Genomic DNA, 13,612 nt, shown 5'->3' on the forward strand with positions numbered 1-13,612 from the left:
CGCGTGGGCGGGCGGGCGGCGGGGGGGTCCCGGGGCCGGCGCGGGGGAGGCGGGCCCGGGGGTCGGCCGGCCGCCGGGTCGGACCCGCCGGCCCGGTGCGGCGGACGAGCACGGCGACCGGCACCTCCACCGGCACCCCGGCGGCCCTCCAGCGGGCCACGGCTCGGCCGGAGGCGGCGACCGCCGCCGCGACCCGGCCGGCGACCGGCGGGCCTGCCCGGCGGGCCGCCCCACCGGCGGCCGGGGTCGTTCAGCGGCGGGCCGCCGCCGACACCACCGAGACCACTCCGGAGCCGGACCCGGAGGCCCTGCTGCGGGGCTTCGACCGGCGGCACCTGGATGCCCTGGCCCACCGCCTGGTCGAACCGGTCGGCCGGCTGGTCCGGGCCGACCTGCGGGCCGCCCGGGAGCGGACCGGCCGGTGGCGGGACGGAGCCCGATGAACCCGCGTACCGATCAGCACGAGAGGGGAGACGGCGATGGCCGGTGACGACCCGGGGACGAGCGTCCACTTCCGGCTCCAGATCGACGGCATCGACCTGGGTGACTGGAGCGGCTGCGACGGGCTCGGCTGCGAGGTGGAGCTGGAGCAGTACCAGGAGGGCGGCAACAACGAGTTCGTCTGGCAGCTGCCGTCGCGGCTGCGCTACTCCAACGTCACCCTGACCCGCCCGCTGACCAGGGACACCGCCAAGGTCTCCAGCTATCTCGCGCAACTGCCCAGCGGGGTGCGCCGGGGCACCGCGCAGATCGCGGCCCTCCGGCCCGACCTGGCGATGCTGGTGCAGTGGGGCCTGGCCGACGTGGTCCTGGTGCGGTGGTCCGGGCCGTCGTTCGACCCGAACCGCTCGGAGGTGGCCAGTGAGAGCATCGAGCTGGCGTACCACGGTTTCCTGGAGGTCGGCGGATGAGGTCGCGGGCCGGCAAGGTGGCGGCGCACCTCCAGCGGTACCAGCCGCCCACCTCCGGCGGGAACCAGCCGGGCGGTGCCCTCGGCGGGCCGATCACCTTCATGTTCAACCCGCAGCAGCTCGCCCTGACCAAGTCGGCCAGCTGGATCCCGCACGTGGTGCGCGGCGCGGCGGACGTCGGGGTCGCCGAGTTCAGCGGGTCCGGGCCCCGGACGCTGAGCCTGGAGGTCTTCCTCGACGCCACCGACACCCACTCCCGCACCGTCCAGGACCGGGTCGACGCCCTGCTCACCTGCTGCGTGCCGACCAAGGCGAGCATCGCGGCGAAGGCACCGTCCCCGCCGTGGGTGAAGTTCGCCTGGGGGCAGTTCCAAACCGTCTCGTTCTACTCGTACGTCAGCCAGGTCAACGCCACCTACAGCCTGTTCGACCCGGACGGCACCCCGCTGCGGGCGACCTGCTCGCTGACGCTCAACGAGGTCAGCGGCGCCACCCCGGGGCAGAACCCGACGTCGGGCAGCCGCACCGCCCGCCGGGTGCACCGGCTGGTGGCCGGGGACTGTCTGGAACTGCTGGCCCACCGCGAGTACGGGGACCCGACCGCGTGGCGGGTCATCGCCGAGGCCAACGACATCGACGACCCGGTCCGGCTGCGCCCCGGCCGCCAGCTGCTGCTGCCCGCGCCGGAGGAACTGCGTACCGGGGAGGACCGTCATGTCCAGCGGTGACCACACCAACAACCTGGTGGTGGGCCTGCCCGGCGCGCTGCCCCGGGCCTGGGCCGACCGGCTGGTGTCGGCGGTGGTGGAGGACAGCACGAACCTGGCCGCCACGGCGACCCTCCGCTTCCGCGACCAGCAGAGCCGGTTCCTGCGGGACAACGGGGTGACCATCGGCACCGACCTGACCGTGCGGGTCCGTACGGGCCGCGACGCCGCGCCGCTGCCGTTGTTCGCCGGTGAGGTGGTGACGCTGGAGTCGGAGTACGACGGGGTCGGCACCTTCACCACCGTCCGCGCCCTGGACCTGTCCCACCGGCTGATGCGGGGGCAGCGGGTGCGCAGCTTCGTCAACCGCAAGGCCTCCGACATCGCCCGGGAGGTCGCCGCCGCCGCCGGGATCCCGGTGGGCCGGATCGACCCCACCCCCACCGTGTACGAGACGGTCACCCAGCCGAACGTCGACGACTGGGAGTTCCTCAAGATACTCGCGGTCGACAACGACGCCGAGGTGGTGGTCGTCGACGGCCGGTTCTTCTTCCGCCGGTCGGTGCGGGCCGCCGCCGCGCCGGGTGCGGGGGTCACCGCCGAGCAGAGCCCGTTCGTCGTCGAGATGAACGAGAACCTGCTGTCGGTGCGCTCCACCGTCACCTCCGTGGGTCAGGTGGCCGGGGTGACGGTGCGCGGCTGGGACGTGCGGGCGAAGCGGCCGGTGCGTACGGAGGTCGCCACCGACGCCAGCGACGAGGTGCAGATCGGCACCACCCCGGCGAAGGTGGCCCAGCCGTTCGGCGCGGCCCGGCTCTGCGTGGCGGACGTGCCGTACCGGACGGCCGCCGAGACCCGGGCGGTGGCCGGTGCGGTGGCGGCCGACGTGACGGCGGCGTTCGCGGAGCTGGAGGTGGGGATCCGGGGCAACCCCCGGCTGCGGGCCGGGGTGCCGCTGTCGTTGCAGCAGGTGGGTGCCCCGTTCGAGGGGAAGTACACGATCACGGCGAGCCGGCACGTCTTCGGTCCCGCCCAGCTCTACGAGACGTGGCTGACGGTCAGCGGCCGGCAGGACCGGTCGACGTGGGGCCTGACCACGGGGGCCGCCGCGCCCGCGCGGGCGACCCGGATCCCGGGGCTGGCCGTCGCGATCGTCACGAACACCAAGGCCGACGTGGACCGCCGGCACCCCGAGCGGGTCGGCCAGGGCTGGGTGCGGCTGCGCTTCCCGTGGCTGACCGACGCGCCGGACTACGAGACGGACTGGGTGCGTACGGTGCAGCTCGGCGGCGTCGGCGGGGGCGGGGTGTTCTGCCCGGAGGTCAACGACGAGGTGCTGGTCGGCTTCGAGCAGGGGCTGCTGGACCGCCCGTACGTCATCGGCGGGCTGTACAACGGGGTGGACAAGCCGTCGGTGCACGAGGGCGCGCTGGTGGACGCCTCGTCGGGGCGGGTGAACCGGCGCTCGTTGGCCTCGCGGCGCGGGGACCGGATCGAGTTCCTGGAGTCGGCGCTGCCCTCGGGGCCGCGCGGGATCCGGCTGACCACCGCCCGGGATCGGCTGACCGTGCACCTCGACGACCGGCGTACGGCCGTGGTGGTGCACAGCGACGGCAGCGTCGAGATCGAGGCCCGGCAGCAGGTCACGGTGAAGGGCCGGGGGATCACCCTCGACGCCGGGGCGGGCGAGCTGACCCTGAAGGGCCGGTCGGTCAGCGTCGACGGCGGCACCCAGGTCGACATCCAGGCACCGCTCGTGAAGCTCAACTGACCGGAGGGACGCTCATGCCGCCGGCCGCGCGCATCGGTGACAAGATCAGCCACCTGGCCACCGGGGTGACCCCGGGGCCGCCCACGGGGACCATCGGGCCGCCGGGCGGGCAGGCCCTGCCACCGGGTACGCCCGGCGCCCCGCTGCTCGGGGTGTCCAGCGTGCTCATCGGCGGCAGACCCGCCGCCGTGGTCGGCACCGTCTGCGTCTGCGAGAAGCCGCCGCAGCACGCCGTGCTGCTGCTGACCAACCGGATCGTGCCGGCGGTGCCGCCGCCGCTGCGGCGGGTGCTGATCGGCGGGCACCAGGCGGCGCGGCGCGGCGACGCCACCACCTGCAAGGCCATGGTGAGCACCGGGGCGACGACCGTGCTGATCGGCGGGTGAGGCGGCGGTGGCCGAGCAGTTCATCGGGGCGGGGTGGGCGTTCCCGCTGCGCACCGACGCCACCGGCGGGATCGCCCTGGTGGACCGGGAGCGGGAGATCGTCGAGGCGATCGGGCTCATCCTCGGCACCGTGCCGGGCGAGCGGCCGATGCGGCCGGAGTTCGGCTGCGGGGTGCACGACTACGTCTTCGCCCCGGCCGACGAGAACACCGCCGGGCGGATCGCCTTCGAGGTGCGCCGGGCGCTGGACCGGTGGGAGCCCCGGATCGACGTCACCGACGTGGTGATCAACTTCGACGCCGAGGACGCCGGGGTGCTCTACATCGACGTCCGCTATTCGATCCGGGGCACCAACGACCCGCGCAACCTGGTCTTCCCGTTCTACGTCATCCCGTCCCACGAGAAGAGCATCCCGACCCACGAGGAAAGCGCCGCCTGATGCCGCTGCCCGCGCCCAACCTGGACGACCGCCGCTTCCAGCAGCTCGTCGACGAGGCGAAACGCTTCATCCAGCAGCGCTGTCCGGAGTGGAGCGACCACAACGTCTCCGATCCCGGGGTGACCCTGGTCGAGACGTTCGCCCACATGGTCGACCAGCTGCTCTACCGGCTCAACCGGGTGCCGGAGAAGAACTACCTGGCGTTCCTCGACCTGATCGGGGTCCGGCCGTTCCCGCCCACGGCCGCCCGGTGCGATGTCACGTTCTGGCTGTCCGGCCCGCAGACCCAGCCGGTGGTGCTGCGCGCCGGCACCGAGGTCGGCACGGAACGCACCCAGACCGACGAGGCCGTCGTGTTCACCACCGCAGCGGACCTGGCGGTGGTGCCCTGCGAGCTGACCCGGCTGCGCAGCCACCCGGCCGAGGGCCCGCCGGCGGACCGGACCGAGGAGCTGCTCGACGGCCGGGACGTGGCCTGCTTTCCCGCCGTCCCGTCGGTGGGCGATGCCATGCTCGTCGGTCTCTCCGCCGCCGTGCCGTCCTGCGCGGTGCTGCTGCGGATGGACAGCCGCGTGGAGGGCGTCGGCGTGGACCCGCGCCAGCCGCCGCTGGTGTGGGAGGCGTGGACGGGCGAGGGCTGGTCGCCGTGCGACGTCGACCACGACGACACCGGCGGGCTGAACCGACCCGGTGAGGTGGTGCTGCACGTGCCCGCCGCCCACGTGACCTCCGTGGTGGCCGGGCAGCGGGCCGGCTGGCTGCGGTGCCGGCTGGTGGCGGCCCGGCCCGGCCAGCCGTTCTACGCCGCCTCCCCGACGGTGCGCTCGGTGGAGGCGGCCACCATCGGCGGCACGGTCGGCGCCGTGCACGCCGAGACCGTCCTCGGCGAGCAGGTCGGCGAGGCGGAGGGGGTGCCCGGGCAGCGGCTGACGGTGGCCCGGCCGCCGATCGTCCCCGACGAGCACCCGCTGGTGGTGGAGAGCAGCGACGGCACGGGGTGGCTGGAGTGGACCGAGGTGGACGCCTTCGGCGGGTCCGGGCCGGGCGACCGGCACGTCGTGGTGGACCGTACCGCCGGGGAGATCCTGTTCGGGCCGGCCGTCCGGCAGCCCGACGGCACCCTGCGCCGCTACGGTGCCGTGCCGGCGGCCGGGTCCCGGATCCGGGTCCGGCGCTACCGCACCGGGGGCGGGCACAGCGGCAACGTCGCCCGGGGCGCCCTGGCCGTGCTGCGCAGCTCGATGCCGTACGTGTCGCGGGTGGAGAACCGGGCCCCCGCCACCGGCGGTGTCGACGGGGAGACCGTCGCGGAGGCCCGGCTGCGCGGGCCGGTGCAGCTGCGGGCCCAGGACCGGGCGGTCACCGCCCGCGACTACGAGCTGCTGGCCCGGCAGGCGTGCCCGGCCGCCGCCCGGGTCCGGTGCCTGCCCGCCGGTGACGGCAGCGCGGCCGGCGGCGTACGCCTGCTCGTGGTGCCGGAGGCCGTCGCCGACGAGGAGAGCCGCCTCCACTTCGAGGACCTCGTCCCCCCGGACGGGATGCTCGCCACCATCGCCGAGCACCTGGACGCCCGCCGCCCGATCGGGGCGCGGCTGGTCGTGGAGCCGCCGTTCTACCAGGGCGTCACGGTCGTCGCCCGGCTCGTCCCCCGCCCCGACACCGCCGTCGCCCAGCTCCGGGCCGAGGCGACGGCCACCCTCTACCGCTACCTCGACCCGGTGCGCGGCGGGCCGGAGGGAACCGGCTGGCCGTTCGGGCGGCAGGTGCACTCCGGTGAGGTCTTCGGGGTCCTGCAACGGCTGCCGGGGGTCGAGGTCGTCGAGGAGGTACGCATGTTCCCCGCCGACCCGCTGACGGGCCGCCGGGGCGAGCAGGTGACCCGGATCGAGCTGGACCGGCACGCCCTCGTCTTCTCCCACCAGCACCAGGTCCGCGTCGACGAGCACCGGCCGGGTGCCTGAGCGAAAGGGGGGGTGGCATGCGCGCCGCCGTCGAGGGGCTGGCCACGCCCGATCCGCTGGGTCGGCGGCTGCCCGCCGTCTACGCCGCCGACGACCTGGCCCAGCGCCTGACCGGCGCGTACGACCAGGTGATCGCGCCGGTGCACGCCACCCTGGACAACCTGTGGGCATACTTCGACCCGGCGCTGGCCCCGCCCGACTTCGTGGACTGGTTGGGCGGCTGGGTCGCCGCCGGTGGCCCGCCCGACGGGGCCGGCGACGACCGGCGCCGGGTAGTCGCCGGTGCAGTCACCCGGCACCGCGTACGCGGCACCGCCGCCGCGCTCGCCGAGGAGGTGCGCCTCGCCACGGGGCTGACTCCGGAGATCGTCGAGAGCGGCGGCACCGCCTGGTCGGCCATCCCGGGTGGCGAGTTGCCCGGCTCCCCCGAGCCGGCCCTGACGGTGCGGGTCCGCGTCGCAGGGCCGGGCCCGGCCCTGGTGGCGCGGCTGCGGGCGGTGGTCGAGGCGAACCGGCCCGCGCACGTGCCGTACACGGTGGAGGTGCTGCCGCCCGACGGCGGCCCGGTGGCGGGTGGGGCGCGATGAGGACCTGCGACAACTGCGGTGCCGAGGTGGTGCCCGGCGACGGGTTCTGCGGCAGCTGTGGTGCCTTTCTCGCCTGGAACGACACCGCGCCGTCGCCCGCGCCGTCGCCCGCCACGGCGGCCCCGGCCACCGCCGCCGGCACCGCCGCCGAGAACACCACCACTGAGGACGCCACGGAAGCCGAGGACACCGCCGCCCGGGATGCCCGGCGGGCCGCCGCGCTCGTCGTACCGGTGCGACCCGCCGACGACGACGGGCCCCGCCGGCCGCCCGCCCCGGCGACCGCGCCCCCGGAGGCCCTCGCCGACCCGCCGCCCGTCGCCGACCAGCCCCGCGCGGTGCAGCCGGGGCGGCCCGAGGCACCCACGCCCGTGGTCCGCGACTTCGCCGGGGACGGGGTCGGCGGCTCGGGCGACGTCACCTGCCCGGCCTGCGGCACCGGCAACCCGGCCGGCCGGTCGTTCTGCCGCCGGTGCGGACGGCCACTGGCCGCGCCGGCGGGACCGGCGGCGGCCGTGCCGTGGTGGCGTCGCCTGCGGTGGCCCCGGCGGCGGCCCGGCCGGGGCGGGCTGCGGCGGTTGCTCGCGGCGCTGGCCGTCCTGGCCCTGCTCGCCGCGGCGGTCTGGGCCGTGGTCCGGTTCGGCCCCCGGGTCGTCGACGCGGTCCGGGACCGCACGGCGACGCCCGAGGCCGTCCTGCCCAGCGCCGTGGTGGCGTCCAGTGAGGCTCGCGGCCGTCCCGCCCGGTCCGTCGTGGATGGTCTGAACAACCGATACTGGGCACCCGCCGCCGACCGCCCGGCCACCGGCCAGTACGTGGAGCTGACCTTCGACCCGCCGATCCGGCTGCTGGACCTGATCGTGCACACCGGGGCGTCGCCGCAGCAGGACGCCTTCGTCCGGCAGGCGCGGCCGGCCGAGTTGACGATGACCCTGTGGACCGGGGACGGCCCGAGCAGCACCACGCAGCTGCGCCTGACCGACCGGCCGGGGCCGCAGAGCTTCCACCACGTGGCGGGCGGGGTGACCCGGCTCCGGTTGACCATCGACGCCAGCTACGGCACGCAGCGGGGGCGGGAGGTGGCGCTGGCCGAGGTGGAGGTGTTCAGGCGGCCGTGACGTGCACGGGTCGGGTGGCCGCCGGGTGGGTCACGCCGAGCGACCGGAGCACCCGCTCGTACGTCTGCTGGCTGCGCCGGGACGCGGCCACGTCGCCGGCCCGGCGCTGCGCCTCCACCAGCAGCCGCCACCCGTCGTCGTGGTAGCCGTCCAGCTCCAGCGCCCGCCGGGCGGCCAGCACCGCCGCCCGCGCCCGCCCACGGTCCAGTTCCACCCGGGCGAGCAACGCCGCCGCCTCCGTCGCCCGCGCACGGTGCCGTTCCCGGTCGACGACCACCCATTCGGCGGCCCCGTCCTCCGGCAGCAGGTCACCGGTGTAGTGGTCGAGGGCGCCGCGCAGCGCCCCGGTGATCACCGTGGCGTCGCCGGTCGGCCCGGCGCGCCGGGCGGCGGCCAGCGCCGCGTCGAAGGCCAGCAGGTCGCTGCCGCCGCCCGGTCCCGGGTCCAGCCGGTACGACGCCCCGTCCCGGACGACGAACCGGGACGCGCCCCGGGCCACCCCGGGTTCCAGGAAGGTACGCAGCGTCGACACGCTCACGTGCAGGTTGTTGACGGCGGCCCGTTCCGGCAGCTCCGGCCAGAGCGCCGCCATGATCCGCTCCCGGTGCACGGGTCGGCCGGCCTCGGCCGCCAGGTAGCGCATCAGGGTCCGGACCCGGGGGCGGACGCCCGACCAGTCCACCGGGACGCCGTCCAGTTCCAGCCGGAACCCGCCGAAGCACCGCAGCCACAGGCGCCAATGCTCTGCCGAAACGGTCGGACGATCCCTCGACATCATGTGATCTGTCTCCCTTGTCGCCACGGCGACGCCGACCGCGCGCCGGTGCGCGTCCGGACGCCAGCACGGGGCTGCGCAGGACAACGACGCCGGGGCGGCGCAGGCGGGACGGCCTGTGCTGGGGAGGTGGCGACGTCGACGCCGCGGGGGACAGTGTGCGCGGCGCGCGGGGGACATGGACAGCCGTCATTTCGGGGACTCCTCCCGCATCTACCATCGGTAGGGCTCGGTACACGCTGGGGTTCTGGCACCCATCCTTCCCGGGAGCGACCTGATGCCGACCGTCGATCCACCCGCCGCCGGGGGCCCCGCGCCGGTCGTCGTCCGGTGGGACCGCCTGGCCGGCGAAGGCTGGCCGGAGCTGGCCGCACTCACCGCTGACGGGCTGGTGCTGCTCGTGCTGCCCCAGGCCGCGACGGTCGACCCGCTGGCGTTGCTCGCCGTCGGGGCCCGGGCCGTCCTGCGCGACGGCGACGGCGTCGACGAGCTGGAGCTGGCCCGGTCGGCGGTGCTCACCGGCGGGTCGTACCTGTCGCGGAGCATCGCGGCGCTGGTCGGCGGCCGGACGGACGGCGACGGTCCGGGCAACCCGGCGTCGCCGGACCCCGGGGAGGTGTCGCTGGCTCCCCGGGAGGTGGAGACACTCCGGTGCATCGCGCAGGGCCTCACCCACCGGCAGGCCGCCCACTGCCTCGGGGTCACGGAGCAGACCGTCAACACGTACGCCAAGCGGCTGCGCCGCAAGCTCGGTGCCGCCAACAAGGCAGAGCTGACCCGACGGGCGGTCGAACTCGGCTACCTGTCGTTCTGACGCGTTCCTGCCGGTCGTCCTGCCCACGCCACCACCCGTACCGTAGTTGACTGATCACGGAGGGGTGGGCGATGTTCGACGTGTGTGTGGTGGTGGCCGAGCCACTGGCCAGGCGCGGGGTGCGCCAGCTGATCGACGGCAACGACCGGGTGCGGAGCCTGCGCACCGTCGACGCGGTGAGCGAGGTGGTGGCGGCCGGGGCGGGGCCGGGGACGGTCGTGGTCCTGGTCGACCCACCGCCACAGGTGGTCCGCTGGTGCTGCGCCCGGCACCCGACGCTCGTGATGGTGCCGGAGTCGGCGAAGGACGCGACGCTGGACGCGATCCGGGCCGGTGCCGGTTCGGTGGTGAGCACCGCGACCGAGCGCACGCAGCTGCGGATCGCCCTCGACGTGACCGCGGCCGGCGGGTTCTACCTGTGCCCGACGCTGTCGGCCCGGCTCCGCGCCTGCGCGACCGGTCCGGCCCCGGAGCGGCCCGTGGCCGCTGGCGGTCGGGGCCCGGCCAGCGGGGGCCCGGCCAGCGCACCGGGGCCCGGCCCGGGTCGCGACCGGGCGCGCTTGCGGCCGCCCGGCCGGCGGGCGCTCGCCCCCCGGGAGGCGGCGACGCTGACGCTGATCGCCCAGGGGCTGACGCATGCCCAGGCCGCCCGTCGGCTGGGCATCTCCGAGGCGACGGTGAACACCTACCTCACCCGGATCAGGTCCAAGCTGGACGTCGGGAACAAGGCCGAGCTGACCCGCGAGGCGATCACCCTCGGCCTGGTGCGGCGCCAGCCCTTCGGCACCGGCCCGGTCACCTGAGGGAGTCGAGCGGGGCACGAACCTCGGACAGCGTGATGTCGCATCCGACTCAGCTCCCTACGCGTCCGTGGGCGACACCGTCGGGAGCCCCCGGCGCTCGGCGCGGAAGCGCGACGGGGGCACCGAGTAGTGGGCGAGGAACGCCTGCCGCAGCGACTCGGTGGAACCGAGCCCGCACCGCCGCGCCACCGCCGCGAGGGGCAGCGTGGTCGACGCCAGCAGGTGGGCGGCGGCCTCCGTGCGCGCCCGGCGCACGTACTGGGCGGGGGTCGCCTGGGCATGGGCGAGGAAGAGGCGGGAGAGCTGCCGCTCGCTGACCCCGGCGAGCCGGGCCAGGGTGGCGGTGCTGAGGTCGTCGGCGAGGTGGGTGGCGATGTGGCTGCGGGCCCGACGCACCACGAGGTCGTCGGTCGAGCAACGGGCCAGGAACATGCTCAGCTGCGCCTGGGTGCCGGGGCGTTGCAGGTAGGCGACCATGCCCAGCGCGACACCGCGCGCCAGCGCCATGCCGTGGTCGTCCTCGATGAAGGCGAGGGTGAGGTCGAGGGCGCTGGTGACGCCGCCGGAGGTGGCGACGTTGCCGTCGCGGATGTAGATCGGCTCCGGGTCGACGGTGACGTCGGGATAGCTGCGGGCGAGCTGGTCGGCGTACATCCAGTGGCTGGTGGCCCGGCGGTTGGCGAGCAGGCCGGCCTCGGCGAGCACGGTCGCCCCGGTGCAGACCGACGCGACCCGGCGGGCCAGTGCCGCCAACCGTCGCACGTGGCCGGTCACGAGCGGGTTGGCCGCCGCCCGCGCGTGGCCCAGGCCGCCGGACACGACCAGCGTGTCGAGCGGGCCGGTGAACCGCTCCAGCGTCTCCTGGGCGTGCAGCCGCAGGCCGGAGTCACAGGTGATGCTGTGCCCGCCGGGCGTGGCCAGCCTGATCCGGTACGGCGGGTCCGCACCGATGCGGTTGGCGATGTCGAGGCTGGAGCTGACGCAGGCGATGTCGATGAGTTCCGCCTCGTCGTAGCCGACGATCAGGACCGTTCTCTCCCCCATCACCCCACGGTACGAGGCGATGAGAACGCGGGCACCGGTACGCGTAGAGGTCGGTGACGCCGCCTGGTGCGCGGACGGCCGTTCCGACCACGGCGATCGGCGCACCCGCTACAGGACCCGGCGCATCCAGCCGTGGGGGTCCTCGGCCCGGCCGTACTGGATGTCCAGCAGGTGGGTGCGGAACTGGCGGGTGTACTTGCCGGGGGTGCCGTCGCCGACCGGGGCGGAGAACTCCTCGCTCTTGAACCCGATGATCGGGGTGATCACGGCGGCGGTGCCGGCTGCGAACGCCTCCGTGACCGTCCCGTCGGCGAGCCCGTCGCGGATCTCGTCCAGGCCGATCGACCGCTGCACCGGGTCGAGGCCGTGCCCGGCGGCGAGCGTCAGCACGCTGTCGCGGGTCACCCCGTCGAGGATGGTGCCGAGGCTCGGGGTGACGAGCTGCTGGTCGCGGGTCACGAAGAACACGTTCATGGTGCCCGACTCGTCGATGTCGCGCCGCTGCTCGCCGCCCAGGTAGAGCACCTGCTCGCAGCCGTGCCCCAGCGCCTCGCGCTGAGGGGCGAGGCTCGCGGCGTAGTTGCCGCCGCACTTGGCTGCCCCGGTGCCGCCGATCGACGCCCGGCTGTACTTCGTGGAGATCCACAGCGTCACGCCGGTGACGCCGTTGGGGAAGTACGACCCGGCCGGGCAGGCAATCACGCAGTAGGTGACCTGTTGCGCCGGGCGCACACCGAGGAACGGCTCCGAGGCGAACATGAACGGGCGCAGGTAGAGGCTCTGCTCCCCGCCGTACGGCGGCACCCACTCCTCGTCGGCGCGGACCAGCGCCGCGACGCTCTCGACGAAGGTCTCCTCGTCCAGCTCGGGCAGGACCATCCGGTCGGCGGACGCGGCGAACCGGCGCGCGTTGAGGCCGGGCCGGAACAGCCAGACGCTGCCGTCTTCGCGGCGGAACGCCTTGAGCCCTTCGAGGATCTCCTGCGCGTAGTGCAGGACGGCCGCCCCGGGGTGCAGGCTGAACGGGGCCAGCGCGGTGACCTGGTGGTCGTGCCAGCCCGCGCCCGGCGTCCACGCCACCGTGACCATGTGGTCGGTGAAGTGCCGGCCGAACCCGGGATCGGCGAGGATCGCCTCCCGCGCCTGCTGGGAAGTCGGGTGGTCGGTGCGCCTCAACCGGAACTCGGCGGTCATCGGACTCCTTTCGTGGATGTTCCGGCCGGGCCTCAGGGTTTGCGGGCCACCCCGCCGACGATGGTGTGGTAGGTGGCGGTCTGCCGCAGGTCCTCCGCACCGTCCGGATGCCACTCCGCCAGCGGGACCAGCCCGGGCGGCAGCAGCTCCAGGTCGCCGAAGAAGCCCATGATCTCTTCGCGGGTGCGCCACCGGCCGGTGCCGAGGGTCTCGTTGAACACCTTCTCCACCGCCCGCGCCCGCTCCGAGACCTCCGGCTGGGCCTCGCCCGGATCGTGGAAGTGCGAGATGGCCAGGTAGCTGCCGGAGGGCAGGGCGGCGACGAGCCGGCGGGCGACGCCAGCGGGGTCGTCCTCGTCGTTCAGGTGGTGCAGGATCGCCAGGAGCAGCAGGCCGATCGGCTGGTCGAAGTCGATCAGCTTGCGGTCGGTGAGCTGTGCCAGCAGCTCCTCCGGCCGCCGGGCGTCACCCCCGAGCACGGTGGTGGTCCGGGCGTCCGCGAGCAGGGCCCGGCCGTGGGCGAGGGCCATCGGGTCGTTGTCCACGTAGACCACCCGGGCGTCCGGATCCACCTCGTGGGCGATCTCGTGCACGTTGCCCTGGGTGGGCAGCCCGGAGCCGATGTCGAGGAACTGCCGGATGCCGGCCTCGGCGGCCAAATGGCGGACCGATCGACGGAGGAAGGCCCGGCAGGCCAGACCCGCCTCAGGCCCGTCCGGCGTGATCTGCATGGCCATCTGGGCGGCATGCCGGTCGACCGCGAAGTTGTCCTTGCCGCCGAGATAGTAGTCGTAGACCCGGGCGATGCTGGGCCGGGTGGTGTCGACGCCCGGCGGCGCCGCCTTTTCGCTCGTCAACGCTTCGACCCCTCCGTACACGGCCATGGTCGCTCACAGAATGGCGGGGAGACCACACACGACACTCATGGCTGCCGAACCGACGCCGGCCCACGGAATATGGGACCGGATGTGTCCTGAGGGTAGATGAGCGACCCCGAAACGTCGATTCCACCCACGTCGGGGCGGGGGGGGGGCCCGGCCCCCCGAACCCGGGGGGGGGGGGGGGGGGGGAGAACCCCGCGGGGGCCCCCCCCCCCCCCCCC

15 protein-coding genes are annotated in these 13,612 nt (G+C 75.0%); 11 read left to right on the forward strand and 4 right to left on the reverse strand.

Annotated elements, in window-relative coordinates:
* The 9 genes from ACFT41_RS20380 to ACFT41_RS20420 all read left to right on the forward strand — a co-directional run.
* Positions 1-443: hypothetical protein (locus ACFT41_RS20380; RefSeq protein ID WP_377613951.1), on the forward strand; the 443-nt coding region annotated here is incomplete at its 5' end.
* A gap of 36 nt (positions 444-479) precedes the next feature.
* Entirely contained in the window at positions 480-911 is a 432-nt protein-coding gene (locus tag ACFT41_RS20385; protein WP_043960744.1) for a phage tail protein, read from the forward strand.
* Positions 908-1,639, forward strand: a complete 732-nt coding sequence (locus ACFT41_RS20390) for a peptidase M23 (RefSeq protein WP_377588239.1) — start codon at positions 908-910, stop codon at positions 1,637-1,639. Before ACFT41_RS20385 ends, ACFT41_RS20390 begins: the two co-directional genes overlap by 4 nt.
* On the forward strand, positions 1,626-3,389 hold the full coding sequence (locus ACFT41_RS20395) for a VgrG-related protein (protein WP_377588240.1): 1,764 nt from the start codon (positions 1,626-1,628) through the stop codon (positions 3,387-3,389). The genes ACFT41_RS20390 and ACFT41_RS20395 overlap by 14 nt, the downstream gene beginning before the upstream one ends.
* A gap of 14 nt (positions 3,390-3,403) precedes the next feature.
* Complete coding sequence (locus ACFT41_RS20400; RefSeq protein WP_377588241.1) at positions 3,404-3,775, forward strand: PAAR domain-containing protein; 372 nt, start codon at positions 3,404-3,406, stop codon at positions 3,773-3,775.
* Between the two features lie 7 nt (positions 3,776-3,782).
* Complete coding sequence (locus ACFT41_RS20405) at positions 3,783-4,214, forward strand: GPW/gp25 family protein (RefSeq protein ID WP_377588242.1); 432 nt, start codon at positions 3,783-3,785, stop codon at positions 4,212-4,214.
* A complete protein-coding gene (locus ACFT41_RS20410) occupies positions 4,214-6,175 on the forward strand; it encodes a putative baseplate assembly protein (protein WP_377588243.1) in 1,962 nt (653 codons plus the stop codon). The genes ACFT41_RS20405 and ACFT41_RS20410 overlap by 1 nt, the downstream gene beginning before the upstream one ends.
* A gap of 17 nt (positions 6,176-6,192) precedes the next feature.
* A complete protein-coding gene (locus ACFT41_RS20415; RefSeq protein WP_377588244.1) occupies positions 6,193-6,762 on the forward strand; it encodes a phage tail protein in 570 nt (189 codons plus the stop codon).
* Positions 6,759-7,880 (forward strand): zinc ribbon domain-containing protein, encoded by a 1,122-nt coding sequence (locus tag ACFT41_RS20420; RefSeq protein WP_377588245.1) that lies wholly within the window; start codon positions 6,759-6,761, stop codon positions 7,878-7,880. Before ACFT41_RS20415 ends, ACFT41_RS20420 begins: the two co-directional genes overlap by 4 nt.
* On the opposite strand, the gene ACFT41_RS20425 is transcribed toward ACFT41_RS20420, so the two are convergent.
* Positions 7,867-8,658 (reverse strand): BTAD domain-containing putative transcriptional regulator, encoded by a 792-nt coding sequence (locus ACFT41_RS20425; RefSeq protein ID WP_377588246.1) that lies wholly within the window; start codon positions 8,656-8,658, stop codon positions 7,867-7,869. The two genes, ACFT41_RS20420 and ACFT41_RS20425, sit on opposite strands and share 14 nt — an antisense overlap.
* 274 nt (positions 8,659-8,932) lie before the next feature.
* On the opposite strand from ACFT41_RS20425, the gene ACFT41_RS20430 reads away from it, so the two are divergent.
* Both ACFT41_RS20430 and ACFT41_RS20435 read left to right on the forward strand, forming a co-directional pair.
* A complete protein-coding gene (locus ACFT41_RS20430; RefSeq protein ID WP_377588247.1) occupies positions 8,933-9,469 on the forward strand; it encodes a response regulator transcription factor in 537 nt (178 codons plus the stop codon).
* Between the two features lie 71 nt (positions 9,470-9,540).
* The gene (locus ACFT41_RS20435) at positions 9,541-10,272 is read left to right on the forward strand and encodes a response regulator transcription factor (RefSeq protein WP_377588248.1); all 732 of its coding nucleotides are present in this window, start codon (positions 9,541-9,543) and stop codon (positions 10,270-10,272) included.
* Positions 10,273-10,329: 57 nt separating this feature from the next.
* On the opposite strand, the gene ACFT41_RS20440 is transcribed toward ACFT41_RS20435, so the two are convergent.
* The 3 genes from ACFT41_RS20440 to ACFT41_RS20450 all read right to left on the reverse strand — a co-directional run bounded on the left by ACFT41_RS20440 (position 10,330) and on the right by ACFT41_RS20450 (position 13,367).
* Complete coding sequence (locus ACFT41_RS20440; protein ID WP_377588249.1) at positions 10,330-11,316, reverse strand: GlxA family transcriptional regulator; 987 nt, start codon at positions 11,314-11,316, stop codon at positions 10,330-10,332.
* 108 nt (positions 11,317-11,424) lie between these two features.
* Positions 11,425-12,510 carry a branched-chain amino acid aminotransferase gene (locus ACFT41_RS20445; RefSeq protein ID WP_377588250.1) on the reverse strand — a complete coding sequence of 362 codons (1,086 nt, stop codon included), beginning with the start codon at positions 12,508-12,510 and terminating at the stop codon, positions 11,425-11,427.
* Between the two features lie 32 nt (positions 12,511-12,542).
* Positions 12,543-13,367 (reverse strand): SAM-dependent methyltransferase, encoded by an 825-nt coding sequence (locus ACFT41_RS20450; RefSeq protein WP_377588251.1) that lies wholly within the window; start codon positions 13,365-13,367, stop codon positions 12,543-12,545.
* Positions 13,368-13,612: the final 245 nt, after the last annotated feature.

The sequence above is a fragment of the Micromonospora sp. NPDC057141 genome (genome assembly GCF_042670805.1).
In the GTDB taxonomy this organism is placed as follows: Bacteria; Actinomycetota; Actinomycetes; order Mycobacteriales; family Micromonosporaceae; genus Micromonospora.

Excerpts from the sequence above, each read along its gene's own strand:
- ACFT41_RS20385 (WP_043960744.1), top strand. The coding sequence starts at position 480 with ATGGCCGGTGACGACCCGGGGACGAGCGTCCACTTCCGGCTCCAGATC.
- ACFT41_RS20390 (WP_377588239.1), top strand. The coding sequence starts at position 908 with ATGAGGTCGCGGGCCGGCAAGGTGGCGGCGCACCTCCAGCGGTACCAG.
- ACFT41_RS20395 (WP_377588240.1), top strand. The coding sequence starts at position 1,626 with ATGTCCAGCGGTGACCACACCAACAACCTGGTGGTGGGCCTGCCCGGC.
- ACFT41_RS20400 (WP_377588241.1), top strand. The coding sequence starts at position 3,404 with ATGCCGCCGGCCGCGCGCATCGGTGACAAGATCAGCCACCTGGCCACC.
- ACFT41_RS20410 (WP_377588243.1), top strand. The coding sequence starts at position 4,214 with ATGCCGCTGCCCGCGCCCAACCTGGACGACCGCCGCTTCCAGCAGCTC.
- ACFT41_RS20415 (WP_377588244.1), top strand. The coding sequence starts at position 6,193 with ATGCGCGCCGCCGTCGAGGGGCTGGCCACGCCCGATCCGCTGGGTCGG.
- ACFT41_RS20420 (WP_377588245.1), top strand. The coding sequence starts at position 6,759 with ATGAGGACCTGCGACAACTGCGGTGCCGAGGTGGTGCCCGGCGACGGG.
- ACFT41_RS20425 (WP_377588246.1), bottom strand. The coding sequence starts at position 8,658 with ATGATGTCGAGGGATCGTCCGACCGTTTCGGCAGAGCATTGGCGCCTG.
- ACFT41_RS20430 (WP_377588247.1), top strand. The coding sequence starts at position 8,933 with ATGCCGACCGTCGATCCACCCGCCGCCGGGGGCCCCGCGCCGGTCGTC.
- ACFT41_RS20435 (WP_377588248.1), top strand. The coding sequence starts at position 9,541 with ATGTTCGACGTGTGTGTGGTGGTGGCCGAGCCACTGGCCAGGCGCGGG.
- ACFT41_RS20440 (WP_377588249.1), bottom strand. The coding sequence starts at position 11,316 with ATGGGGGAGAGAACGGTCCTGATCGTCGGCTACGACGAGGCGGAACTC.
- ACFT41_RS20445 (WP_377588250.1), bottom strand. The coding sequence starts at position 12,510 with ATGACCGCCGAGTTCCGGTTGAGGCGCACCGACCACCCGACTTCCCAG.